This is a genomic window from Izhakiella australiensis, assembly GCF_002006995.1.
GTDB lineage: Bacteria > Pseudomonadota > Gammaproteobacteria > Enterobacterales > Enterobacteriaceae > Izhakiella > Izhakiella australiensis.
On sequence record NZ_MRUL01000009.1, the window covers coordinates 82,374 to 107,083 of the forward strand.

At 54.9% G+C, this 24,710-nt stretch carries 23 protein-coding genes; 6 read left to right on the forward strand and 17 right to left on the reverse strand.

The window, feature by feature from the left end; genetic code table 11:
- Nucleotides 1-362: 362 nt before the first annotated feature.
- Nucleotides 363-1,472 carry an aspartate-semialdehyde dehydrogenase gene (gene asd / locus BTJ39_RS13835; protein WP_078003288.1) on the reverse strand — a complete coding sequence of 370 codons (1,110 nt, stop codon included), beginning with the start codon at nt 1,470-1,472 and terminating at the stop codon, nt 363-365.
- Between the two features lie 175 nt (nt 1,473-1,647).
- Here asd and BTJ39_RS13840 point away from each other — a divergent pair, with 175 nt between their 5' ends.
- The gene (locus BTJ39_RS13840; RefSeq protein ID WP_078003289.1) at nt 1,648-2,241 is read left to right on the forward strand and encodes a YhgN family NAAT transporter; all 594 of its coding nucleotides are present in this window, start codon (nt 1,648-1,650) and stop codon (nt 2,239-2,241) included.
- On the opposite strand, the gene msrA is transcribed toward BTJ39_RS13840, so the two are convergent.
- Complete coding sequence (gene msrA, locus BTJ39_RS13845; protein ID WP_078003290.1) at nt 2,231-2,767, reverse strand: peptide-methionine (S)-S-oxide reductase MsrA; 537 nt, start codon at nt 2,765-2,767, stop codon at nt 2,231-2,233. The genes BTJ39_RS13840 and msrA overlap by 11 nt on opposite strands.
- Before the next feature lie 40 nt (nt 2,768-2,807).
- Nucleotides 2,808-3,482 (reverse strand): TetR/AcrR family transcriptional regulator, encoded by a 675-nt coding sequence (locus BTJ39_RS13850; RefSeq protein WP_078003291.1) that lies wholly within the window; start codon nt 3,480-3,482, stop codon nt 2,808-2,810.
- 288 nt (nt 3,483-3,770) lie between these two features.
- Between BTJ39_RS13850 and bhsA the strand changes: the two genes are divergently transcribed.
- The 3 genes from bhsA (at nt 3,771) to BTJ39_RS13865 (ending at nt 7,139) form a co-directional block, all read left to right on the forward strand.
- Complete coding sequence (gene bhsA, locus BTJ39_RS13855; RefSeq protein ID WP_078003292.1) at nt 3,771-4,028, forward strand: multiple stress resistance protein BhsA; 258 nt, start codon at nt 3,771-3,773, stop codon at nt 4,026-4,028.
- Between the two features lie 31 nt (nt 4,029-4,059).
- Entirely contained in the window at nt 4,060-4,317 is a 258-nt protein-coding gene (locus tag BTJ39_RS13860; RefSeq protein ID WP_078003293.1) for a hypothetical protein, read from the forward strand.
- Between the two features lie 440 nt (nt 4,318-4,757).
- A complete protein-coding gene (locus BTJ39_RS13865; RefSeq protein ID WP_078003294.1) occupies nt 4,758-7,139 on the forward strand; it encodes a glucose/quinate/shikimate family membrane-bound PQQ-dependent dehydrogenase in 2,382 nt (793 codons plus the stop codon).
- 67 nt (nt 7,140-7,206) lie between these two features.
- Here the strand turns inward: BTJ39_RS13865 and BTJ39_RS13870 are convergent, their stop codons facing one another.
- Together BTJ39_RS13870 and BTJ39_RS13875 are read right to left on the reverse strand one after the other, a co-directional pair.
- Nucleotides 7,207-8,283, reverse strand: coding sequence for an AbrB family transcriptional regulator (locus BTJ39_RS13870; protein WP_078003295.1), 1,077 nt, complete (start codon nt 8,281-8,283; stop codon nt 7,207-7,209).
- Between the two features lie 53 nt (nt 8,284-8,336).
- Nucleotides 8,337-8,777: a MarR family winged helix-turn-helix transcriptional regulator gene (locus tag BTJ39_RS13875; protein ID WP_078003296.1), complete on the reverse strand. Its 441-nt coding sequence runs from the start codon at nt 8,775-8,777 to the stop codon at nt 8,337-8,339.
- A 1,525-nt stretch (nt 8,778-10,302) separates the two neighbouring features.
- On the opposite strand from BTJ39_RS13875, the gene BTJ39_RS13885 reads away from it, so the two are divergent.
- On the forward strand, nt 10,303-10,707 hold the full coding sequence (locus tag BTJ39_RS13885) for an H-NS family histone-like protein (RefSeq protein WP_078003298.1): 405 nt from the start codon (nt 10,303-10,305) through the stop codon (nt 10,705-10,707).
- 108 nt (nt 10,708-10,815) lie between these two features.
- Here the strand turns inward: BTJ39_RS13885 and BTJ39_RS13890 are convergent, their stop codons facing one another.
- From BTJ39_RS13890 to BTJ39_RS13920, 7 genes are all read right to left on the reverse strand, one after another.
- Nucleotides 10,816-12,621 carry an ABC transporter ATP-binding protein gene (locus BTJ39_RS13890; RefSeq protein WP_078003299.1) on the reverse strand — a complete coding sequence of 602 codons (1,806 nt, stop codon included), beginning with the start codon at nt 12,619-12,621 and terminating at the stop codon, nt 10,816-10,818.
- A complete protein-coding gene (locus BTJ39_RS13895; RefSeq protein ID WP_078003300.1) occupies nt 12,618-13,541 on the reverse strand; it encodes an ABC transporter permease in 924 nt (307 codons plus the stop codon). The genes BTJ39_RS13890 and BTJ39_RS13895 overlap by 4 nt, the downstream gene beginning before the upstream one ends.
- A complete protein-coding gene (locus tag BTJ39_RS13900) occupies nt 13,541-14,515 on the reverse strand; it encodes an ABC transporter permease (protein ID WP_078003301.1) in 975 nt (324 codons plus the stop codon). The genes BTJ39_RS13895 and BTJ39_RS13900 overlap by 1 nt, the downstream gene beginning before the upstream one ends.
- 12 nt (nt 14,516-14,527) lie before the next feature.
- A complete protein-coding gene (locus BTJ39_RS13905; protein WP_078003302.1) occupies nt 14,528-15,478 on the reverse strand; it encodes a nucleoside hydrolase in 951 nt (316 codons plus the stop codon).
- Nucleotides 15,475-16,428 carry a nucleoside hydrolase gene (locus tag BTJ39_RS13910; RefSeq protein ID WP_078003303.1) on the reverse strand — a complete coding sequence of 318 codons (954 nt, stop codon included), beginning with the start codon at nt 16,426-16,428 and terminating at the stop codon, nt 15,475-15,477. The genes BTJ39_RS13905 and BTJ39_RS13910 overlap by 4 nt, the downstream gene beginning before the upstream one ends.
- A complete protein-coding gene (locus BTJ39_RS13915; RefSeq protein WP_078003304.1) occupies nt 16,425-17,309 on the reverse strand; it encodes a dihydrodipicolinate synthase family protein in 885 nt (294 codons plus the stop codon). Before BTJ39_RS13915 ends, BTJ39_RS13910 begins: the two co-directional genes overlap by 4 nt.
- A gap of 150 nt (nt 17,310-17,459) precedes the next feature.
- On the reverse strand, nt 17,460-19,013 hold the full coding sequence (locus BTJ39_RS13920) for an ABC transporter substrate-binding protein (protein ID WP_078003305.1): 1,554 nt from the start codon (nt 19,011-19,013) through the stop codon (nt 17,460-17,462).
- A 143-nt stretch (nt 19,014-19,156) separates the two neighbouring features.
- Between BTJ39_RS13920 and BTJ39_RS13925 the strand changes: the two genes are divergently transcribed.
- Entirely contained in the window at nt 19,157-20,062 is a 906-nt protein-coding gene (locus BTJ39_RS13925; RefSeq protein WP_078003306.1) for a LysR family transcriptional regulator, read from the forward strand.
- Here the strand turns inward: BTJ39_RS13925 and BTJ39_RS13930 are convergent.
- From BTJ39_RS13930 to BTJ39_RS13950, 5 genes are all read right to left on the reverse strand, one after another.
- Nucleotides 20,055-20,657, reverse strand: coding sequence for a hypothetical protein (locus BTJ39_RS13930; protein ID WP_078003307.1), 603 nt, complete (start codon nt 20,655-20,657; stop codon nt 20,055-20,057). The two genes, BTJ39_RS13925 and BTJ39_RS13930, sit on opposite strands and share 8 nt — an antisense overlap.
- A gap of 395 nt (nt 20,658-21,052) precedes the next feature.
- On the reverse strand, nt 21,053-21,583 hold the full coding sequence (gene gntK, locus BTJ39_RS13935) for a gluconokinase (protein ID WP_078003308.1): 531 nt from the start codon (nt 21,581-21,583) through the stop codon (nt 21,053-21,055).
- 162 nt (nt 21,584-21,745) lie between these two features.
- Nucleotides 21,746-22,741, reverse strand: a complete 996-nt coding sequence (gene gntR, locus BTJ39_RS13940) for a gluconate operon transcriptional repressor GntR (protein ID WP_078003309.1) — start codon at nt 22,739-22,741, stop codon at nt 21,746-21,748.
- A gap of 118 nt (nt 22,742-22,859) precedes the next feature.
- Nucleotides 22,860-23,555: a pirin family protein gene (locus tag BTJ39_RS13945; RefSeq protein WP_078003310.1), complete on the reverse strand. Its 696-nt coding sequence runs from the start codon at nt 23,553-23,555 to the stop codon at nt 22,860-22,862.
- Nucleotides 23,556-23,952: 397 nt separating this feature from the next.
- Nucleotides 23,953-24,507 (reverse strand): GNAT family N-acetyltransferase, encoded by a 555-nt coding sequence (locus BTJ39_RS13950; RefSeq protein ID WP_078003311.1) that lies wholly within the window; start codon nt 24,505-24,507, stop codon nt 23,953-23,955.
- Nucleotides 24,508-24,710: the final 203 nt, after the last annotated feature.

Genomic DNA, 24,710 nt, shown 5'->3' on the forward strand with positions numbered 1-24,710 from the left:
CACTTTATGTAAGTCAGACTACGCCAGCATGAAGCCGGGCAAGAATTCCCATACGGTGTAAATTGCAAATCAGGCTTGCAGTAAAAAGTCGTATCGTTAAAGCATAGCCAGCTCATTAAAAAAATTAGAGATTGAATAACAAAAAATTTTAATGCCGACGGCAGAATGAGGCTTCGCTTGCAAAAATCGAAAAAGCTCGCCGAATTTAAACGGCGTTATCTGTTCAGATGCTATGGCAATAATGCCGCTTCGCAGGTGGATGGAACATGAATAAAATCAAGAAGTGGTGAAAACCATCGCCTCCGGAAATGAATAAGGCAAAAACCGGGATGCTCCTCCCGATTTTTGCCGGCAGTAAGCTTTTAGTCGACCAGCAGACGCAGCATGCGGCGCAGCGGCTCTGCCGCGCCCCACAGCAGCTGATCGCCCACGGTGAAGGCCGACAGATATTCCGGCCCCATATTCAGCTTGCGCAGACGGCCAACGGGCGTCGCCAGGGTACCTGTAACTGCCGCAGGCGTCAGTTCGCGCATGGTAACCTCGCGATCGTTCGGCACCACTTTAACCCAATCGTTATGACCGGCCAGCATTTGCTCAATATCAGCCAGCGGAATATCTTTTTTCAGCTTCAGCGTAAACGCCTGACTGTGGCAGCGCAGCGCGCCGACGCGCACGCACAAACCATCAACCGGAATAATATTGCGCGTTGCCAGAATCTTGTTGGTCTCGGCCTGGCCTTTCCACTCTTCGCGGCTCTGACCGTTCTCCAGCTGCTTATCTATCCAGGGGATCAGGCTGCCGGCCAGCGGCACGCCAAAGTTATCCGTCGGCAATACGCCGCTGCGCGACATCTCCGTCACCTTACGTTCGATGTCCAGAATAGCGGAGGACGGGCTTTGCAGGGCTTCGGCCACGCCATTGTGCAGCAGGCCCATTTGCATCAGCAGCTCGCGCATGTGACGCGCGCCGCCGCCAGAAGCCGCCTGGTAGGTAGCGACAGAGGCCCATTCCACCGCATCCTGAGCAAATAACCCGCCCAGCGACATCAGCATCAGGCTGACGGTACAGTTACCGCCGACATAGGTTTTGATGCCGCGATCCAGCCCCTCTCTGATCACCTGATGGTTGACCGGATCGAGAATAATAATCGCGTCATCCTTCATACGCAGCGTGGAAGCGGCATCAATCCAGTAGCCCTGCCAGCCTGCGCTGCGCAGCTTTGGATAAACCTCGGTGGTGTAATCTCCGCCCTGGCAAGTAATAATAATGTCCAGCGCCTTCAACGCGTCAATATCATAGGCGTCCTGCAGCGTGCCGCCAGACTGGCCGCCAAAAGACGGCGCGGCCGATCCATGCTGAGATGTGGAGAAAAATACCGGGCGAATCGCGTCAAAATCGCGCTCTTCGCTCATGCGCTGCATCAGCACAGAACCCACCATACCGCGCCAGCCAACCAGACCTACTGTTTTCATTTTACACCTGCCCTCTCGGATGCTGTTCCTGGCATCACATAATTTGGTTTACCTCTGACAAACAACTCTACAAAATGCAGCACGTCAGGCAAGTGAATAAATTCGATTAGGCCTGTTTTTTTAGCAATGCAGCTTATAACGCCTGGATCAGGCGAAAATTAAGAGAACGGCAACGATGAGTGAAATGATCTCCGCAACGGTATTATTGTTGCTAATTATGGACCCGCTGGGCAATTTACCGATTTTTATGTCGGTTCTGAAGCATCTGGAGCCAAAACGTCGGCGGGTAGTATTGATAAGGGAGCTATTAATCGCCCTGGCGATTATGCTGTTGTTTTTGTTTGCCGGTGAAAAAATTCTCGCATTTCTCAATCTGAGAACTGAAACCGTTTCTATTTCCGGCGGGATTATCCTTTTCTTAATCGCCATCCGGATGATTTTTCCGGCCCATGATAACAACAGCAGCGGTCTGTCTGCTGGCGAAGAACCTTTTTTGGTTCCACTCGCTATTCCGTTAGTGGCCGGGCCATCGCTGCTGGCAACGCTGATGTTGTTATCGCACCAGTATCCGCATCAAATGAGCTATCTGGTCGGCGCGCTGTTAATTGCCTGGGGGCTGACTGCGCTAATCCTGTTGCTTTCCGGGCTGTTCCTGCGGCTGCTGGGCGAGAAAGGGGTGAATGCGCTGGAGCGGTTGATGGGGCTTATCCTGATTATGCTCGCCACCCAGATGTTTCTGGATGGCATTCGCACTTACCTCAGGCTTTAGTCAGCCGGCTGGCAAACTGTTTTTTCAGCTTTTGCAACTTAGGGGGAATAACCGCCAGACAATAACCATTTTGCTGGCCTTCCCCCTGCCAGTAATCCTGATGGTATCCCTCAGCCGGATACCAGGCGCTCGCAGGTTCGATCGCCGTCACTATCGCATCGCGGTGATCGGCCTGCGTGCGTTGAATGGCTTCTTTTGCCGCCTGCTGCTGCGCTTCGCTCTGCGGAAATATCGCCGAACGATACTGGGTGCCAATATCGTTACCCTGCCTGTTCAGCAGAGTTGGATCGTGAGTCGCAAAAAAGATATCCAGCAGGTCGCTGTACGCAACCTTGCTGGCGTCAAAGCCGATGCGAATGGCTTCCGCATGGCCGGTGTCGCCGGCGCAGACCTCCCGGTAGGTCGGATTTTCCGTACGCCCGCCGGTGTAACCGCTTTCGACGCTTAGCACGCCGTCAATTTGCTTAAACACCGCCTCGGTACACCAAAAGCAGCCGCCAGCCAGTACCGCATATTCAGTCGACATCTTTTCTCCCCCGTTTTAAGTTTTGCCGCTGCGCCCCGGGCTAGCGAGCGCACGCGTTGGCGTTTGCGCGCGGTTCACACCCGAGGCGGCTCAGAACCGGCCACTGTAGCATCAGAGCATCCACAATCGCATCCAGCCGGGCGCGGTCCGCGCCCTCGCGCGCCTGCACCGACATCCCCTGCAGCACGCAGTTTAAATAATCGGTCAGTGCGCTGATATCGGTGTTGCTATCCAGCTCGCCGCGCTGCTGGCGCTGCCGTAAAAATTTAAGCAGCGTATTGAACTGTACGTCATGGCGTTGATGTAGCATTTTTGCTATTTCGGCTGACCCGGCAGACAGCGTGCTGGAGGTGCAGATAAAAAAACAGCCTCCGGGCCGGCTTCTGTCAGTAAAGCAGGCCGCCGTTGAACGAAAATAGTTTTCGATAACCTGCTCAACCATGCTATTCGGGCAGTCAAGCTCGGCCTGACGTTGACGGCCGAACTGTTCGATATAGCGCTCCATCGCCGCCCGAAAAAGCCCTTCTTTATTCGTAAATTCGGCGTAAAGCGTTGGCGCCTTAGCGCCGGTAGCCGCCACTAAATCGGCAAGGGAAGTCGCTTCGTAGCCATGCCGCCAGAAAAGATCCAGAGCTTTATCAAGCGCCACGTCACGTTCAAAAGTTTTTGGCCTGCCGCGTCCTTTGCGGCTATATTCCAGCTGATCGGTCGCCATCTTTTGCCCTCCACTCAAACCGCACGAATCATTAAATTATCAATCATTACAAAATCAATCAACCCCATTATAATAAACATGACAACTTCTCTTCTGCGCCTCCCCATCTGCGGGTCATCCGCGCGGTAAAAAAACTTTAAAATTCTAAAAATCATAAAGATAGCAATTAAGTTAACGATTATTAAAAAATAAAGTTGACGTGATGTGCATCACACTCTACGATTTAATTATCGATCGTTAATTAAATGACGATAAGATATTCAACCTGCAAATTTAAGAGAGACCATCATGAAATCATTATCAATCATCCTGACCGCTGCTGCCCTTATCACCCTGCCCGCTGCCGGGTTTGCCGCCGAGCTGGTTGCACAGGCGCCGCACAATCAGCAATCTATCGGTGTCGTTTCCGCTAACGGCGTAAACAACCTCGATTCATTACAGGCGCAGCTGTCAGCCAAAGCCGACGAAGCCGGCGCGAAATCTTTCCGTATAACCTCCACGACCGGCAACAACAAGCTGCATGGTACTGCGGAAATCTTCCAGTAATCATTGAGGCGCCTGTAAAGACGAAGCCATCATGAAAGTGATCAAAGCCGCTGTAGCTATTGCCATACTGCTTAGCGCCTTGCCGCTTACCAGCCAGGCGACGGAGAGTGCTTCCCATCCGTTCATCGCCCGGCAGGCAACGGACAGCATCAGCGCCACCGGCAGCACATCGCTGATTTCGCTGACGCGTCAGCTGGAAAAGAATGCACAAACGGTAAACTGCCCGGTTGGCAATATTTCCAGCGCCGGGCGCTCCCAGCCCGCTGAGGCAACCGGCCTCTATAACTGACCGTTTTTCCCCATAATAAAGGCGGACGTCGATGACGCCCGCCTTTATGCTGTCCACTGCTTTTCTTCCCCGCCAACATCCTGCCATTGCGCCTGCGCGATGACCTGCACCCCGTTTAGTTAAAAAAATGTGATTCCGTTAACACTTTTTCAATGGTAATTTACGCCGCGAAAAATACTGCCTGCCGGTAACTTTCCGGCATACCTGACTGTAAAGCGGAAAAGTAACCATTGCAGTGGATAGTTATTAATCAGCTTCTATTCTTAAAACGCGACGTTGGTCTTTATGACGCCGGGCGGCCTCAGGCATAAGCCGGTGAATCGCCTGATTAAGTAGAAAAGAATTAGAAATAAGCACGCCCGAAGGCGCGCAACTGGCACTCTCTGCTGCGTCTCATTGAGAAACGTCAGCAATTAAAGGAAAACGCAAAGGTCATTACTATGGAATCAAAAGCATCCCTATCACGCATACTGGTGATACTTACTGCTTTATTCACCGCCCTGAGCGGCATCTATCTGTCCGGCGGCGGCATCTGGCTAATCAGCATCGGCGGCTCGGTTTATTATCTGATAGCCGGGATCGCGCTGCTGATCACCGCCTGGTTAATATATCGTCGTAACGCCATTTCCCTGCTCCTTTATGCTGGATTCCTGCTTGCCACCTTAATCTGGGCCCTGTGGGAAGTTGGCTTCGATTTCTGGGCATTGACGCCGCGCCTCGACGTGGTGTTTTTCCTCGGTCTGTGGATGGTGCTGCCATTTATCGCCAAGGCGATGATCGTGCCCAATGCCGGCGCGCTGAGCGGCGTACTGGTTATTACCGTGCTGGCGTTAGGCTGGGCGGTATTCCACGATCCGCAGGAAATTAATGGCACCCTGCCAGCACAGGATAAGTCAGCAGCAAACGTCAGCGATCCGACGGTTCCGCCAGGCGACTGGCCGGCATACGGGCGAACCCAGGGCGGGACGCGCTATTCACCGCTCAGCCAGATTGATGACAAAAATGTCAAAAACTTGCAGGTGGCCTGGACTTTCCGCACCGGTGATGTCAAAACCGCCAACGATCCGGGAGAAATCACCAATGAAGTCACCCCGATTAAAATTCGCGATACCCTGTATCTCTGCTCACCGCATCAAAAACTGTTCGCGCTGGATGCGACTACCGGCAAGCAGAAGTGGACATTCGATCCGGGCCTGAAACCGAACCCGACGTTCCAGCACGTCACCTGCCGCGGCGTCTCCTGGCACGAAGATAAAGCGGCGCTGGCGGCTGCGCGCAATCATGCGCCGGCAGCCTGCGCACGACGTATCCTGCTGCCGGTTAATGACGGCAGGCTTTACGCTCTGGACGCAGATACCGGCGCCCGCTGTACGGGCTTTGGTGATAACGGCGAGCTAAACTTGCAGGCCAATATGCCTTACGCCACGCCCGGCGCCTACGAACCGACCTCACCGCCCGTGGTTACCGATAAGGTGATCGTGGTCGCCGGCGCGGTGACCGATAACTATTCGACAAAAGAGCCATCCGGCGTGATCCGCGGCTTCGACGTTAACAGCGGCAAGTTACTGTGGGCATTCGATCCCGGCGCGAAAGACCCTAATATCATTCCGCAGGGCGAGCAGCATTACAGCCCGAACTCACCTAACGCCTGGGCGCCGGCGGCGTATGACGACAAGCTGGATTTGGTTTACCTGCCGATAGGCGTCGCCACGCCGGACATCTGGGGAGGCCATCGCACGCCGGAAATGGAGCGCTTTGCGAGCGGCATGCTGGCACTTAATGCCACGACCGGCAAGCTCGCCTGGTTCTATCAGACCGTGCATCATGACCTTTGGGATATGGACGTACCGGCTCAGCCAACGCTGGCGGATATTCAGAAAGACGGTCAGACGGTCCCGGTTATCTATATTCCGGCTAAAACCGGTAATATCTTTGTACTCGACAGGCGCACCGGGAAACCGGTCGTCGCCGCGCCGGAAAAACCGGTGCCGCAGGGTGCCGCCAAAGGCGACCACGTTTCTGCTACCCAGCCCTTCTCTGACCTGACCTTCCGTCCGAAGAACAATCTGAGCGGCAAAGATATGTGGGGCGCCACTATCTACGATCAGCTGGTGTGCCGGGTGATGTTCCATCGCTTACGTTACGAAGGCATTTTCACCCCGCCTTCAGAGCAAGGCACCCTGGTGTTCCCCGGCAACCTCGGCATGTTTGAATGGGGTGGCATTTCGGTGAATACCGATCGTCAGGTGGCGATAGCTAACCCAATCGCCCTGCCGTTCGTATCCAGGCTGATCCCGCGCGGGCCGGATAATCCGATCGAGCCGGATGAAAACAGCAAAGGCGGCAGCGGCACGGAAACCGGCATTCAGCCGCAGTATGGCGTACCGTACGGCGTCACGCTGAATCCGTTCCTGTCTCCCTTTGGCCTGCCCTGTAAGCAACCCGCCTGGGGTTATGTTGCCGGCGTTGACCTGAAAACCAATCAGATTGCCTGGAAAAAGCGCATCGGCACCGTGCGTGATAGTTCGCCGCTACCGCTACCGTTCAAAATGGGAATGCCGATGCTGGGCGGCCCCATCTCTACGGCGGGCAACCTGTTCTTTATTGCCGCAACCGCAGATAACTACATCCGGGCCTTTGACGTCACCAATGGTAAACAGCTGTGGCAAGCCCGCCTGCCGGCTGGCGGCCAGGCCACTCCAATGACCTACGAGGTTAATGGTAAACAGTATCTGGTTATTGCCGCAGGCGGCCATGGCTCCTTCGGCACCAAGCTTGGCGATTATGTGATCGCCTATGCCCTACCTGATGGGCATAAATAAGGCCGCTCAGCGTTAAAACGCGGCAGCCCGGTAAACGCCAAACCGCGACCAACGGGTCGCGGTTTTTTTATTGCGGCGTCTTCTTTTCCACCAGCCGGGCGATCAGCCGGGCCAGGGCGGGGCCGCAAATTAATACCAGCATAAAGCGACCCGTTTGCATCGCCATAACAAAGGGCATGTCCACATGGCTGGAGGCGGCGATAATTGCCACGGAGTCGGCCCCACCCGGACTGGTTGCCAGATAAGCGGTCAGAGGATCAACGTTGCCAAAATGCACCAGCAGGGCGGCAAAGCCGCCGCAAAGCACCACCAGGCTGAGAATCGACAACAATATGCGCGGTAAGGCTTTAGTCGCATACTTTAGAATATCGCGGTTAAAACGCAGGCCGATGCTCCAGCCAACAACAGCATACGCCAGCATCAGCAGCCAGGGCGGCAGCTCTATTTGTAGCAGATGGTTATCGTGCAATATTGCGCCTACTATCAGGCTCAGCAGCATAGGCCCGGCGGGGATTTTCCAGCGTTGTCCACACCAGGTGAGCAGGCCAATGAGCAGTAGCGTTAGCGCAAAGGCCCCCCAGTTGACCGGGCTGAATAGCTGAAAGCTCGGCGAAACCGGTACGCTATCGCCGCCGCTCCAGAAGCGAGCCACCAGGGTTGCGACCAGCGCGACGATCATCACCCGCAGATACTGCATAAACGCCACCAGGCGCACATCGGCACCGAAGCTTCCCGCCATTAACACCATCGCCGTCGCCGCACCGGGAGACGATCCCCATACCGCGGTAGAACCCGGCAGCACCTGAAAACGAGCCAACAGCCATCCCAGCACCGAGCTGGCAATCAGTACCGAGAACACGCAGGCAAAAAATAACGGCCACTGTTTGGCTATTTCACCAAACACCGAGGGCGGGATCACCCGTGCGATCATTGCGCCAACCACCCCTTGCGCCAGCTGAAACAGTAAGGGAGGAACCTTGAGTGGTCGGTTGCTAACGGCAAAAACAATCGCTGCCGCCATGGGACCCAGTAACAGGGCGGCCGGCAAATGAGCCAACTCAAGCACAAAGATAAATGCCGCTGAAAGCATAATCAGCCATAGCCAGTGCGATAAGGGTAGCGTCGCAGTTTCAGAATCAGCCATTAAACACCCCGGATAACGGAAACGATCTCAGCAATCACGCTGAAAGGTCATAATTAGTTGCGATGGATATCGCTGACGGCAATGCGCTGTAGCAGACCGATAGCCTGCTGGAGCAGCTGTTGTTCATTCGCATTGAGCTCACGATCGATAGTTGCCGCCAGCCAGTCATCGCGTAGCGCCCGGTTAGCGCGAATAAATTCGCCACAGCGCGCGGTGCTACGGTACTGTGTTTTGCGGCCATCCTGCGGGTCAGGTTCCCCGCGCAGCATGCCGGCGAGCTGTAAAGCGGCAACAATGGCGCCCATTGACTGTGAGCGCATGCCTTCGGCATGTGCCAGATCGGTTACGGTCATCGGCCCGTTACGCTCGATATGTCCTAAGACTGCGATTTGCGACCAGGTTAGCTCCCCGCCGGGGGCTTCTTCCCGTAGCCTGCGACGCAGCTTGCCAACGGCCTGACGTAGCTCAGCAGCTGTTTGTAAGATATCTTTCATCCGAACGCCCTCTATTAGCCTGCTAACAGTATCCTCCTGAGCAGGCAAACAGTGAAGTTAAACTTCCTATCCGCGTAGTATAGGGGCGGTATTTTCTGAAAAGCTCATTATGCAGAGCAGTCTCATAGTCCCCCCGGGTAAAATACGTAAAGTACCTCCACCGCTGAAGCAGTTAATAATCAGCGTCAATAAGCAGGCGATGCCTGCATCGAGTATCATCTGGAGAACTAATATGGTTGAGATCGGTATTGTCGCTACCAGCATGGTTTGTCTGGTGGGACTTTTTTTCTGACGTAGTAAAATTTGAGCCCATACCAGGGGTGCAAAGATAAGTGGTGATGGCAGCGGATGCTGCGTTAATCAGCGATGCTCGCCATCACCATTCAATTCTGAAACCAATAGAGCCCCATGGCCATTCTGAACAACCGCCAGCTAACTATTAAGATTCCTCTTATAAACGTGTAAATACCAGCGCTATCAAAAAGATAATAGCATCCTGATTCAATAGCCAATGTTTATCCGAGCTGTCAGCCTGTAATAAAACTTTAAGAATCCTTCATCATTTAGCATGACTACTTTAATAAGTCATAAACCCGATGCCGCGGATTTGGTTTTTGGCATTGTTCAGCCAGCGACCAGCAGCAAGAAAACGCGACCCAGGTATTTCTTACGCATCAGAGTTGTAAAATCATCAGTAACAATAAGGATAAAACCGATCAACATCCGCGGATGCCCAAAAAATGAGACCTGCTTGTTTATTCACATCAGGCAGCGAATAACTTTTTTCATCGCAGTACAACGGTAATATCACTCACTTTGGGTTGTTATACAGCGCCGGAGGCCCGTTTATTATTGTCCAGCTCAGGCCATAGTGCCGCCATAATCACTCGCCGCTGTCGCCCTAATGCAATCCATTCTCAGAAACCGGGCAAAAGGATAAAGACGTCATTCCTGCAACAGGAAGATAAGTTACCGCTCAGATCGTTCATCAACAAACAATACATATGAAGCGCATTTTTAGCGTAACCGGCAGCACTGATTGTGATTTGTTTCACTAAATAACGCGGTAATTATCATAATAAATAGACATAGCGGCGCTTCACCGTTCAGATTTTTCGGCAACGTTGCGCTGCCCCGGTGCTGTGATGTTATTATGATGTTGCCCTTTCAGTCATACTATTTATCCTTTGACGTAACAGCCCGGTGACTATCTCTGTCATAAGACAAGCATCACAATGTATCGCTACAGGCAGGCTGCCAATATCATGGACCAGGTTTGAATTATGTGGATATAGCACCATATCAAGAGTAGATTGTGGAATATAATATCGTTCAGCAATCATCCCCCAGGAATCATCTCACTAAAATGATATTTCTAAACGGTAGGTTAATGTTCGGTAACATATCGATTGTCATATAGACAAATTTATTTAAATTAACTATTTTTTAAATAGACATTTCCCGGTACACTTAACCGCGAAATGACACTAAACTGATTAATCAACTTTACTCTACGGACTGTTTTATGAGCGAAACTCTGAAGATTTTAAATAATATCCGAACTCTCCGTGCGCAGGCTCGTGAACTTCCGCTGGCTGAGCTGGAAGAAATGCTGGAAAAACTTGATTCAGTTGTCAGCGAGCGTCGCGAAGCTGAAGCCGCAATTGCGGAAGAAGCGCGTCAGAAAGAAGAGAAGCTGGCTAAATATCGTCAGATGCTTCTGGAAGACGGTATTGACCTTAATGAACTGACCGCGGGTGATAGCGTTTCTTCTAAACCGCGTGCAAAACGCGCGCCGCGTCCGGCTAAATACAAATACACAGATGAAAATGGCGAAGAAAAATCCTGGACAGGCCAGGGACGTACGCCAGCTGTGATTAAACAGGCTCTGGACGACGGCAAAAAGCTGGAAGACTTCCTGATCAAATAAGCTAACTCTGCCGGCAAAGGCCCAGTAGGGTTTAAGAGCAATAGCTGTTTTTTTCGCTCAACCGGCGGTGATTAATTGTTTGAAGCAGCGCGATGCGCTGCTTTTTTATTATGTTTCCGTGGCTATTTGTACAAAATGCTGCTGGCTTATCTGGCGATACTGTCGCTCTGGCGATTGATAATCGAGGGGCTTTAACGGCCCGCTAAGATCGGCCACTAACTCAACCTGCGGACGCGGCTGGGTCGGGTCTGGCACCGGAACCGCCGACAGCAGACGACGCGTATAAGGATGCTGCGGGTTCTCAAAAATATCAGCACGTGAACCTATTTCCACTATTTCGCCCTGGTACATCACGGCGACCCGATGGCTGATGCGCTCAACGACGGCCATATCATGAGAAATAAACAAATAAGCCAGCCCGGTATCACGCTGTAGCTCCAGCATTAAATTAATAATCTGTGCTTTGACCGTCACGTCCAGCGCAGAAACCGCTTCATCGGCGATAATTAACGCCGGGTTTAATGCCAGCGCGCGCGCAATACAAAGACGCTGACGCTGACCGCCGGAAAACTGATGCGGGAAGCGCGTTGCCATATCCGCCCGTAATCCCACCCGGGTCAGTAAGCGATCCACTTCCGCGCCGACGGTGGATTTGTTAAACAAACCGTGGCTAATCAGAGGCTCGGCAATCGCCTCGCCAACCCGCATACGTGGATTAAGGCTTTCATAGGGATCCTGGAAGATCATCTGCGCGCGGGTACGCAGCTGTGCCAGCCTGTCCGGCCGCGCCAGGCGCATATCTTCACCACATAAGGTGATTTCGCCGCGCTGTGGCTGGCTAAAGCGCAGAATTGCACGACCGGTGGTGGATTTGCCGCTGCCGGACTCCCCGACCAGCGCCAGGGTTTCACCGGGACGGATGCTTAGCGAAACGTTTTCTACCGCGTGTACCTGCCCGGTTACCCTTCTTAGCCAGCCGCTGCGCACCGCAAAGCGCTGCACCAGGCCGTTGACCTCCAGCACCGAAGCGCCCTGCTGCGGCGCGTTAGCCAACGCATCTTCTGCCTGAGATGCCCCGCCGTCGGCCAAAGGAAACGGCTGCGGCAACGCTATCCCTTTCATTGCGCCCAGCAGGGGAACCGCCGCCAGTAGCCGCTGGCTATAGGCATGCTGAGGCTGCGCGAAAAGCTCGCGGGTAGCGCGCTGCTCCACCGCCTTTCCCTGATACATCACCAGCGTGCGATCGGCCATGCCTGCGACAACGCCCATGTCGTGAGTAATAAACAACATCGCCATGCCGTTTTCCGCTTGCAGCGTTTTCAGTAAATCGAGGATCCCCGCCTGGATAGTAACGTCCAGCGCGGTAGTGGGTTCATCGGCAATCAGTAAATCGGGCTGGCAGGCCAGCGCAATGGCAATCACCACCCGCTGACGCATCCCGCCGGAAAAGCTCAGCGGATAATCATCAAGTCGCGCGCGGGCGGCGGGAATGCGCACCTGTTCCAGCAGACGCAGCGCCTCGGCCCGCGCTGCGCCGCCGCTCATTCCCCGATGACGCTGCAACACTTCGGTTATCTGCCGTCCAATCTTCATCACCGGATTCAGGCTGGTCATCGGCTCCTGAAACACCATGCCGATAGAATTACCGCGAATAGCGCGCATTTGCTGCCCATTCAACGCAAGCAGATCCTGACCAGCGAACTGCACCCGTCCGCGAATACGGCTCTGCATTGCCGGCAATAGCCGCATTAGCGACATCGCCGTCACGCTTTTACCCGAGCCGGACTCGCCAACCAGCGCCAGGGTCTCGCCGCGATCCAGTGAGAAAGAGAGATCCTGCACCACCGGCAGCCATTCCCCCTGAACCTGAAACTCGGTCGTTAGATTTTCTACCTGCAACAGCGGCTGACTCATTGTTGCGCCTCCTCACTGCGGGGATTAAGCAAATCACGCAGAGCATCGCCAATCAGGTTGATGGCAACAATCAGCAGTAACAGCGTTAATCCGGGAAACAGGCTAATCCAGTAATCACCCGACATCAGGTAGTCAAATCCGTTGGCAATGAGCAGCCCCAGCGACGGCTTAGTCACCGGCAGGCCAATGCCAAGAAACGAAAGCGTTGCCTCCAGCATAATGGCGTAGGCCACGCGCATGGTAGCCACCACAATCAGCGGCGGCAGACAGTTCGGCAACAGATGGCGCAGCAGAATATGCCGTCCCGGCAGCGCCATGCCGCGCGCGGCCTCCATATAGCTGCGCTGACGTTCCACCAACGCCGCACCGCGAATCGTGCGCGCGTAGTAGGCCCATTGGGTCACCACCAGCGCCAGAATAATTTTGTCGACGCCCTGCCCTAGCAGGGCCAGCAGAATTAAGGCAATCAGGATCGGCGGAAAGCTGAGCTGAATATCAACAATACGCATGATTAACGTATCGGTTTTTCCACCGCGCCAGGCGCTGATCAGGCCGAGCAGCATGCCAATCGCCAGCGCCAGAACGGCGCTGACTACGCCAACCAACAGGCTGGTTCGCGTGCCATACAGAATGGCGCTCAGCAGATCGCGCCCCTGGTCGTCAGTCCCCAGCCAGTAAGTCATGCCGGACATACTCTGGCTGCCAGGCGCTAATCGCCCGTCCATAATATCCAGCTGCGACAAATCATACGGATTTTGCGGCGCCAGCAGCGGGGCCAGCACCGCGGCAATAACAATCAGCGCCAGTACGATAATGCCGGTCAGCGACAGGCGATTATGCAGCAGGCCCGCGAGGGTACGTCGCCATGCGCCATAATCCGGCGCGCGGGTACGCTGGCTGTGAATACTTCCGTCGCTCATCAGTGACCTCCGCTCAGACGCACGCGGGGATCGACCACGGCATACAGCACGTCCACCAGCAAATTAATCAGGCTGAACATCACCACGGTCATCATCAGATAGGCAAGGATCACCGGCCGGTCCAGAACGCTGATCGAATCGATAATAAGTTTGCCCATGCCCGGCCAGGCATAAATAGTTTCCGTTACCACGGCAAAGGCAATCAGCGAGCCCAGTTCAAGGCCAATCACCGTAATCAGCGGAATTAGCGTATTGCGCAGCACGTGGACGAATAAAATGCGCGCCTCCGACAGCCCTTTCGCCCGGGCGAAGCGCACATAATCCTGCTGCAAACACTCCAGCACTCCGGCGCGGGTCAGGCGAATAATTAGCGAGATTTTAAACAGCGCCAGGTTCAGCGCGGGCAGCAGTAAATGGCGCAGCCCGTCAGCAGTAAACAAGCTTAACGGCACGCCGAACACCTCAATGGTATCGCCGCGTCCGGATGCCGGTAGCCAGCCAAGCTTAACGCTGAATAGCATGATCATCATCATGCCGATCCAGAAGGTCGGCAGGCTGAACCCCAGAATAGAGAACGTCATGATGGATTTGGCTATCCAGCCGTCAGGGCGCATCCCGGCCAGCACGCCAAGCGGGATCCCCACCACCAGCGCAATAACAAACGCCACCAGCGCCAGCTCAAGGGTTGCTGGCATCCGCTGAAAGATCAGATGAACCGCAGGCTGATTAAAAACGTATGAATTACCCAGATCGCCATGCAGCAAATTAACAATGAACAGACCGTACTGCTGCCAGACCGGCAAATCGAGGCCGAAAGCGTGGATCACCGCCTCGCGATCGGCTGGCGTAGCATTGCCGCCCAGCAGCATATCAATAGGATTGCCGACCAGATGAATCCCGCCAAATACCAATAGCGACATGACGCAAAGCGTCAGCGCGGTTTGCCCGAGCCGCCCCAGTAAGAATCCCAGCATCCAACTCTCCTGTTAAATTGCGTGGCCACCGTAGGTTGCCAGCCGCGCCGACAGCAGGCCAAGAAAGCCCGCCTCATCCACAGTCTGCATCACCTCAGCATTAGCCGGCTCTTCCAGCTTGCCGTGAAAATCTGCCCAGGTATATCCTGCCGTCGGTCCGGACGTCGCCACGCCTATCCGTGACTGAACGCCGGAAAACAGCTGCGGCGCCAGTAGCCAGCCGATGGTGGTGGCATCATGAACCGGGCCGCCTTCGCGTCCGTAGCGCTTGATATCGCTGCGGTCGAATCGACGCAGCAGCGCGGCAACTGCGCGCCCGACTGCGCCGCCCTGCTGCTCAAAACCAAGTATATGCTCAGCCGTTACCAGCGCCTGGAAGGTCATATCCAGCGGCATTACCGTTAGCGGAACGCCGCTGTTAAACACCACTTCCGCCGCGTGAGGGTCGGCATAAATATTAAACTCAGCCCAGGGTACCCGGTGGCCCAGCGCGGTAAATGCACAGCTCATGGTCACGATGCGGCCGATGCCCTTGCTCACCAGCGGGTCCTGTACCAGCGCCAGCGCAAGATTCGTCAACGGGCCGAGCGCGCATAGCGTCAGCGGCTCGCCGCTTTCTGCCGCCAGCCGCGCCTGGCGAATAATAAAAGAAACCGCAGAGTCCGGCTGTGGTTGCAGATCGGTCGCCGGCATCAGATCGTCGCTAAAGGCGCCGACATGCGCATAGCGTCCGAAAACCTGTTTTCCCATTAACGGGCCCGGCGCGCCGGCGAAAACCGGCACCTGCCGCCCGGAAAGCGCGACGATCTTACAGGCATTCGCCAGCGTGGCAGTTAGCGGCACGTTTCCCGCCACGGCGGTAATCCCCAGCACTTCCAGCTCCGGTGAAGCCAGCGCCAGCAAAATAGCGATCGCATCGTCAACGCCGGGATCGGTATCGATAATAATACGCTGGCGGCTCATGGCTGTTCTCCATAGCGGGCAATTCGCGTCAGCATCAGGTCAAATACGCCGCTGGCGTTAACCTCGGTCACCACGCTGGCGTTGGCTGGCAGTCCGGATTTACCGTACCAGTCTGCCTGAGTATGACCCAGTAGCTGCGGACTGTCGTATTCAACAAATACCCGCGCCTGCTGGCTGGTAAATAAAGCCTTGTCCAGCAGCCAGGCGATGACCAGCGGGTCGTGTAAAGGACCGCCGCGTGAACCGTAGCGCGCAACGTCGTTACGATCCCAGAATGCCATTAGCTGGCCCAGCGGCTGCGCCAGTCGCCCGGCGCAGCGGGTAAACTGGCCGACATGTTCAGGCGTCAGAATGACCTGATGCGTCGCGTCCAGCGGCAGCACGGTAATGGCAAACTGCTGGGAAAAAACGCAATGGGCCGCATGGGGATCGGCCAGCATATTGAATTCGGCGCTGAACGTACGATTGCCATTATCCCGAAATGCACCGCCCATCAGCACCACCCGCTCAATGCCTTCGGCGATCGTCGGATCGATACGCAGCGCGACCGCCAGATTAGTCAGCGGTCCCAGACAGCAGAGCGTCAGCGGTCTGCTCTGCTCCAGCGCCCGGCGGCAGCTGGCAATAATAAAGTCGACGGCATGAACGGCGCTGACCTCACGCCGTGGCGCAGGCAGCGCCAGCCCGCCCAATCCATTATTGCCGTGAAACTGCCCGTGAATAGACGGACGCAACAGCGGACGCCAGCAGCCGGCATAAACCGTAATATCGTCACGACCGCCCAGCGCGGTAATTTGCAGCGCGTTACGCTGGGTAACCGCGAGCGGCTGGTTGCCGCAAACGGTCGTAATACCAAGAATATCCAGCTCCGGCGACACAAACGCGGTGAGCAGCGCAATGGCGTCATCAATCCCCGGATCGCAATCAATAATCACCGGCAGCGCCATCATAGCACTCCCACGTCACGTAACACCGCCGCTATCTCTTCGCGGGCCGCGTGGTTTAAAGGCTGCTGTGGTGGTAGCGGATCGCCGACGGCAAAGCCCTGCAGCTGCAGGGCCGCTTTGATGCAGGCGGCAACCGAGTATTTGGCAAAAATTTCGTTTATCCGCCATAGCGGCCGCTGAAGCGCCATCGCCTGAGTCCAGTCACCTGCCGCCGCCGCGCGCCACAGCGCAATGCTCTGCTGCGGCACGATACAGGCTGGCCCGGCCATCCAGCCAACGCCGCCAATCAGCATCACGCAGGCCGGAATGTGCGCCGAGGCGGAGAAGACCTGCATCCGGCCGCGCGTGCGCTCAATAATTGACAGCAGGCGTCCGGTATTGGTTGAGGCGTCTTTAAGATAGGCAATATTTTCAACGTGGCTTAAGCGTTCGATCACTGGCAGGCTGAGGTCGGCGCGCTGAAACTGCGGATTGGTATACAGCACCAGCGGCTTATTGTCGGCCGCCGCCGCGATGGCCCGAAAATAGTGCTCGATCGCCTCGTCATTTAAAGGGAAGTAGGCTTCAAGAATAGCCAGGATCCCGTCAGCGCCGGCATCAAGGCAGGCGCGAGTCTGTTGCTCAGCATCCTGCACCGTCGTCGATGCCACGCCGGCGATAACCGGCACCCGCCCGCGGGCGGCGGCGACCACCGTGCGGACAACGTCCAGCCGCTGATGATTATTAAGATAGGCAAACTCGCCGGTGCTACCCAGCGGCGTCAATCCCTGAACGCCGCAGTCAATAAGATGCTCAACCAGCGCAGTCAACACTGGCTTATTAATGCTGCCGTCCGGCCCCACGGGGGAAACCAGGTACGGAAACACACCGCTAAAAGAAGTCATCGCTTCTCTCTCATTTTGTAGATTACCCTGGCGTTGACGGAGTCAACGATAAAAGCCCTGGTGTTGGCTTATCTCTCCGGCCAGCGCAAAACGACAGCACGGAGAGGATTAATAAGGCCCTGGTGTTGGCCTGTTTTTTCGATGATTATTTTATTTGTCAGCAGAGCGAACGTAATACGGCAATGTATAACCGTCGGAACGCCCCTGGTACTGATACTGCTTTTTCATTGCCCAACTATTCGAAAAGAATAAAACCGGAATAACGCCCTGCTGCTGCATCGCAAGATCTGTCGCCTGCTGTAACAGCTTTTCACGCTGGCCATTGTCCAGCGTTGACCGCGCCTGATTCAGTAAGCGGTCAAACTGCGCATTGCTGTAGCGCCCGCGGTTACCCTGTCCGGCATTCGGCCCAAACGTTTCCAGCAGCGGGCCCAGTACGCCTGATGCCTCGCCGGTTTCATCCGCCGCCCCGCCCATAACCAGGCTGAAATCACGCTTTGCCGCGCGCGAGAAATACACGCTGCCCGGCATCGTCACCACGTTGGTGTTAATGCCGATGCGGTTAAACATCTGTCCGAGCGCCTGAGCAACGCGCGCATCATTAGGATAGCGGTCGTTAGAGGCATGAAAAGTAAGTGAAAAACCCTTAGGGTAACCGGCCTTAGCCAGCAGCTGTTTAGCCTGCTGCGGATCGTATTTCGCGTCCGGCACCGCCGCGGAGTAGCCAAAATATCCCTGCGGCACCAGCTGTGACGCCGGCATTCCCTGCCCGTCGAGAATGCGATCGACTATCGCCTGGCGATTAATTGCCAGTGACATCGCCTGGCGAACCTCAAGCTTGCGCAGCGGGTTTGTACCATCAGCGCCGCTGGCAAACGGCGAGCGGTCGCGATCCTGATCCGGATGCAGGTAAAGCACGCGGTTGCCCGGCACGGTGACCATGCGCAGCGTATCTTTACCGGCAAGCGTTTTTCCGTCGGCTGAAGGCACGGCCTCGATCATATCAACATCGCCGGAGAGCAAAGCTGCCACTCTGGCGCTGCTGTTTTTGTACAGCTTGAGAACCACCTTGTCCCACTGGGCTTTCTCTCCCCAGTATTGGTCGTTACGCGCCAGCACCACCTGATCGTCCGGCGTCCAGGAAACAAACTTAAACGGGCCGGTGCCAATGACGTCTTTGCCTTCATTAAGGGTACTGCTGGGCGTATGCTCTAGCCTGGCCGGCATTATCGCTATACGGCTGAGATTATTCAGCAGCAGCGCCGCCGGAGAGCGGGTAACTATTTCGACCGTCATCGGATCAATCGCCTTTGCGTCGGCGATATCCGCGACGTACGGCGTATAAGCGCTCGGACTGCTTTTCGCCGCCAGCGCTACGCGTTTAATGCTGGCGACCACGTCATTGGCCGTTAGCGGCGAACCATCATGAAACTTTACGCCGGGACGCAGCTTAAAGCGCCAGGTCTTATCATTTACCGTCTGCCACGACACAGCCAGCGCCGGGGTTATTTTTTGCGTAGCGTCCTGATTGACCAACCCGTCAAACAGGTTACGAGCCATGGCGCTGTTCGCACCACCAACGTAAAATTGCGGATCCATAGAGGTCGTTGATGAAGCCAGACCAATGGTCAGATCGGCCGCTTGTGCCAGCCCGGCACCGGAGAAAAGCAGAGTAAACAGAACGGCCAGTTTTGCCTTATGCATTCATTATGTCTCTGTTGTCGTTGTCATCATTTCTGATTATTTGTAAGACGGTGACGCTTTCAGTCTAGGAGGTGATAATCTGGATGAAAAATTGTATTTTGTATTCTATTCATAAGTAAACATTATGTTTAAACCGAGCGTACATGAGCCGAATCAATCCAAGACAGGTCGAAGCGTTTCATAAAGTGATTCTGACCGGCGGCATTACCCAGGCCGCCAATATGATGAATATTACCCAGCCTGCGGTCAGCCGCCTGATTAAGGATTTCGAGTACGCCCTCAACCTTAAGCTGTTTGACCGGGATGGTCGTGGACTGGAACCGCGTGAAGAAGCGCTGAAGCTGTTTCGTGAAGTCGAACGCATCTATCTCGGCCTCGATCACATCGCCCGCATTGCAGATGACATTCGCCAGTCCAGAAGCAGCGTATTGCGTATCGGCGCAGTATCTCCACTTTCCGCACTGTGTACCGAATTTATTTTGCCGCCGCTGATCGGCGCCAATCCTGAACTGTCGTTATTTATGGATGTTGAAAGCACCGCCTCCATCATCGATATGGTGCTGAGTAATCAATACGACGTTGGCTTTATTTATGGCCGTCCGACGCTGAAAGGCCTCAGAGCCGATTTGCTGGGGGTAACCCAGGCGGTGGCGGTCATGACGGCGGATCATCCGCTGGTTAACCAGCCCCAGGTGACGCTACAGGATCTGACGTTGCATCGGGCAATACTCCCCGGACGTAAAACGGTAATGCGCGAGCGGCTGGCGCAGCTGCTCAGTGACCAGAGCCTGGCGCTGCACAGCCCGATCGAGACATCGCTGGTACAGTGCTGCACCCTGGCGGCCGCAGGGCTTGGCATCGGCGTAGTGGATATCGTCACGGCGCTGACCAGCAAAGCAGAAATAGTGATGAAACCGTTTGAACCGGCGATTGAAGTGGCGTGGCTGGCAATTTTCCCGCCGCAGCAAGGGCGTAGCATGCGGGTTGAACAGCTGGTTGAAGAGATGCGTGAAAAACTTGCTTCGCTGGAGGCGGCAAACGCTAATTGAGGGAGTTTCTGTCTGCCGCCGCAAACCACTCCAGCGTTCCGCCGGCGCTGATAAAGCTTTTAATCGCTTTCATTTCATGGTGATGGCGGTAGTGGCTGTCCGCCAGATGCAGGCCGATAATTTCGCTTTGACGGCGGAGATAGTGGGCGATCACCTCGCCGCCTGGCTGAGACTGTTGCAGTTTAGCCTCGGTTTCCAGCACCTGCTGATGCTGGCGAATGCGCGCCGTTTCATCGTCGTTGAAAGCCGGCATCAGTACTAAAAAAGTCGGCATCAGCTGGATACCAACCACCAGCCGCTGGCGGGCATCCACGATGGTAGCAAACACGGGCTGGAAGCCATCATCATACTCATCACGCCGTTCAAAGCCCTGCTCGCCGGCAATGCGTGATATCCAGCGCTGGCTACGAAAAGCTTCAGCTACGCCGGCGATGGCATCATAAATGGCATTGGTGGCCAGTAAACGAAAGGTCAGGGTTGGCAAACCCGGCGTGGTATCGCCGGTAATAATGGCAAAAAACCACTCCGCCTCATGCTCAATGTCTTGCGGCTGATGAGCAAAGCTTGAGCTTTGAGGTTCATTTGCCGGTTTCATTCAGGTGGCCCTGATATCATATTCTCTGCTAATCGTTGGGGTGAATCATTATATTTCATCATATTTTCAGCGCCCACAGAGATTATCACTCCTTGATTCCACCAGCTCATGCATGTTGTTACAGATGCGCAATATACTGCGAAATGCCACCAGCAACTACGCTTTTGTCAAGATTTACTTTATCAGAAAGCCCCCCGGTAAAACGCATGCTTTGCCGGTTTCATTGCGGGATAATTCACATACTGAAGAAAAATACTGGCGCCGCACCACTCGTCAAAGCAACGCGGACAGAGGATAAAGATCGCTTTTCCCGCCCGGAACAGTGACGCTTAACGCCTCAGGGTGAGTAGCGTCTGAGACGCCATATGCAGGCAGCGCGGGCAGGCTGAAGGGCGTTAGCCGGCTCGGTTTTGAATGGTATGGATGGTATCAGCCACCACGGCTTCCAGCGTGTGTTTGATATCAACCACCAGCACGTCGGGTTCGTCGCTGCCGGGTTCCTGTAAGGTTTCAAACTGGGTTACCAGCATCTGCGGCTTAAAAAAGTGGCCTTTACGCGCGCGCAGGCGGCTTTCAATCGTTTCAAAGTCGCCTTTCAGATAAATAAAAGAGAGATTCTGGTTCCCTTTGCGCAGTAAATCACGATAGCTCTTCTTCAGCGCGGAGCAGACAATCAGCGAAACGCTGTGGGTGCGCTGCATGGCAAAAGCGGCATCGTTTAGCGCCTGCAGCCAGGGCTTGCGGTCGTCGTCGTTCAACGCATGGCCTTGTGACATTTTATCAATATTCGCGCGCGGGTGGAGAAAGTCACCGTCCAGAAAAGCGGCTTTCATTTGATAAGCCGCTTCACTGGCAACGGCTGATTTACCGCTCCCCGAAACCCCCATGAGGATAAAAACATGATTAGCACAAGCAGGTGTTGTCATAACGGCTCCGGAAAATCCATAGTAATGTTATCGGTAACATTGTCTGAATCGCGGCGTATTAAGGCAACAGACCAGCGCGGAAAAGCTCAAATTTGTGATGCTGGTCATAAAAAAGACGGCAGAAACGCCCGGATACTTCTTCGCCCCTCACTCAAAGGCGCCTCAGATGCTGCCGCCCTCTGAAAGAGTGAAACCAATGTCCACCGGCTGCTGCGCTACCGTCTCACCCTGAATACGCGCTAGCAGCATTCTGGCGGCTATGCTGCCCATTTCTTCGCGCGGGGTAATCACCGTTGCCAGGGGCGGGTTGACCACCCGGGAGATATCGTGCCCATGAAAACCGGCGATCGCCATCTGCTGCGGTACGCGTAGCCCCTGACGCTGACATTCAAACATCGCCCCCACCGCCAGGTCGTCATTGGTGCAAAACAGGCTATCCGTTTCAGGATAGCGCCTTTGCGCCTCGCGTAGCAGTGCCCCACCGGCGGAAAACGTTGAGGCTTCCGGCATCATCACGCTGCGCGGCTCGCGCCCTGCCTCGCGCATCGCATTTTCATACCCCTGCTGCTTTTGCAGCGTGCGTTCGTCCATGCGCGCGCCAAGATAGACCGGATAACGGTAGCCTTTTTGCAAAATAGCCTGGGTCATCTGCCGGGCGGCCTCGTAATTATTAAAACCGACCGCCATATCCAGGCAGGGGGAAACACTGTCCATCATTTCCAGAACAGGAATACCGGCAGTTTCAATCATACGCAGACTGCCGGGCGTATGAGTGCGCTCGGTCAGAATCAGGCCGTCAATATTCCAGCCCAGCAGTGAGCGCATCTGCAGCTCTTCTTTTTCCGGGCTGTAGCCAAAGTGCGCCACCATGGTTTGGTAGCCCGCCGCATCGGTGATGCTTTCAATGCCGCGCAGCACCGCCGCAAACACCTGATTAGTAAAGGAAGGTAACAGCACGCCGATAGCGCGACTGGTGGAGTTAGACAGAATATCGGGCGCACGGTTGGGAATATACCCCAGCTCATCTAACGCAGCGGCAATACGCGTTTGCAGTGCAGCTGAAACCTGAGCCGGGTTGCGCAAATAGCGGCTGACCGTCATCTTAGTAACGCCGACCCGGTCGGCAACATCCTGTAAAACCGGTCTTTTCTTTTTCATGATACAGCATCAGCCTGGATGAAAGAGTCTGATGCTGAGTGTACCAAATTTGCGGCACAGAGGGGATGGCGTTGCCGCTGGCAGCACCAGGCGCAGTAACCTCCTGCGCCTGATAGGTTTATACCGCCGGAAGGTCGAACAGTAAGACTTCCGCCTCGGAGGAAGCATTGAGCGTCAGCTGAGCTTCATCCCAGATGGCCAGCGCGTCGCTGGTGCTGGCGGCCTGGCCGTTAACGCTGATATCGCCGTTTACCACCTGAAGCCAGTAGCGACGTTCGGGTTGTAAACTCAGGGTTTCGCTGTCACTGGCCCTGAGCGCCCAGCGCGACAGCGTCATATCCTGGTATACCTTCAGCGAGCCATCACGGGCGTCCGGGGACAGCACCAGCTGGCTTCCCTGGCGCTGGTCAAAGCGACGCTGCTCATAGCGTGGCGTAATGCCGGTACTTTCCGGGATGATCCAGATCTGATACAGGTGCAGCGGCTGTTCATTGCTGGCATTGTATTCAGAATGCCGGACACCGCTGCCGGCGCTCATGATCTGAAACTCACCGGCCGGGATCTGCTCTTTGTTACCCATGCTGTCCTGATGCTCAACGGTGCCGGAGAGCACATAGGTCAGAATCTCCATATCTTTATGAGGATGGGTGCCAAATCCTTGGCCAGGGGCAATAACGTCTTCATTAATGACCCGCAGCGCCGAGAACCCCATAAAATCAGGATCGTAATAGTTGGCAAAGGAGAATGTATGCCAGCTGTCGAGCCAGCCATGATTCGCATGACCACGATCGTTTGCCCGTCGTAAATAAATCATCTTCATTCCTCCACACTATTTTCCTTTAGTGTGCAACGGCGGTGGACAACAAGATAGCGGAGAGAATTGACCCCTCTGTTCAAATTTACCGAAGAAGTTGCTTGCTGCGGACAAAAAAAAGCCAGCACTGGGCTGGCTAAGAAACACTGGAAGCAATGTGAGCAATGTCATGCCACCAGGAGGTTCATCTGAGGTGTCAGGAGTCCCCTGAAGGCGTGGATAATAATAACCATTATCATTCGCAGTTGTAAAGTATTTTCATTTACTTTTTTCCCGACAATCATCATAAAAGCCCATGATGTTTAAGAGGTTTTATCAACACCCACTGACATAAGTATGCTAAAAACGGCCCGGACGAAAGGCTATTTATCTCTCTCACCGACGGCAGTTTTCGCCGTTAGTCACGCGGCCGCCGGGAAAAATAATCCCGCCGCAGCAGGCCAAATAGCCAATCGTTATGCCAGGCATTGCGCAGCCGGTAGCTTTCCCGCAGTTCACCTTCGATAACAAAGCCCGTTTTCTCCAGCAGGCGCCGGCTGGGCAGGTTTCCGGCGGTCACGGTAGCACTGAGACGCCTTATTCCGCCCCCGGTAAAAGCAAAGTCACAGACCGCCAGCAGCGACTCGCCGGCAAAACCCTTGCCCTGGGCTTCAGGCGCAAACAGAAAGCCCACCTCGGCGCACTCAGTCTCCGATTGAACATAGCCGGTAACCCCCAGCGCTTTCCCGCTGTTCGCCTCACGCACAACCAGGCAGAGCCAGTGTTTGCTGCCGGGCGTCCACGGCGGTAGCCGCGACTCAAAACCGGCGCGAATTTCCGCCGCCGGCTTGATATCGGAAATGTAATACTGCACCTGCGATGACATAAGCAGGCTCTGATAGAAAGCCCAGTCGCGCTCCTCAATCTGCGTACAGATAAGCCGATCGGACGTAAGCTGTAACCTGCTGGACACGCGGTCCTCCTACAAAAATAACGCCTGTGTCTATTTCATGACCTGCAGCGCGGCGTCACCTTTGATGACGGATGGAATCTTTACCACCAAAAACATGGCAACAGCGTCAGTCAGTGCCCCCCTATCTCCGGGGTAGAAAATGCGCCGCATCAGGTATTTTTCATACATCGACCTGGAGAGATCCCCGCTATTAATGGCATAGC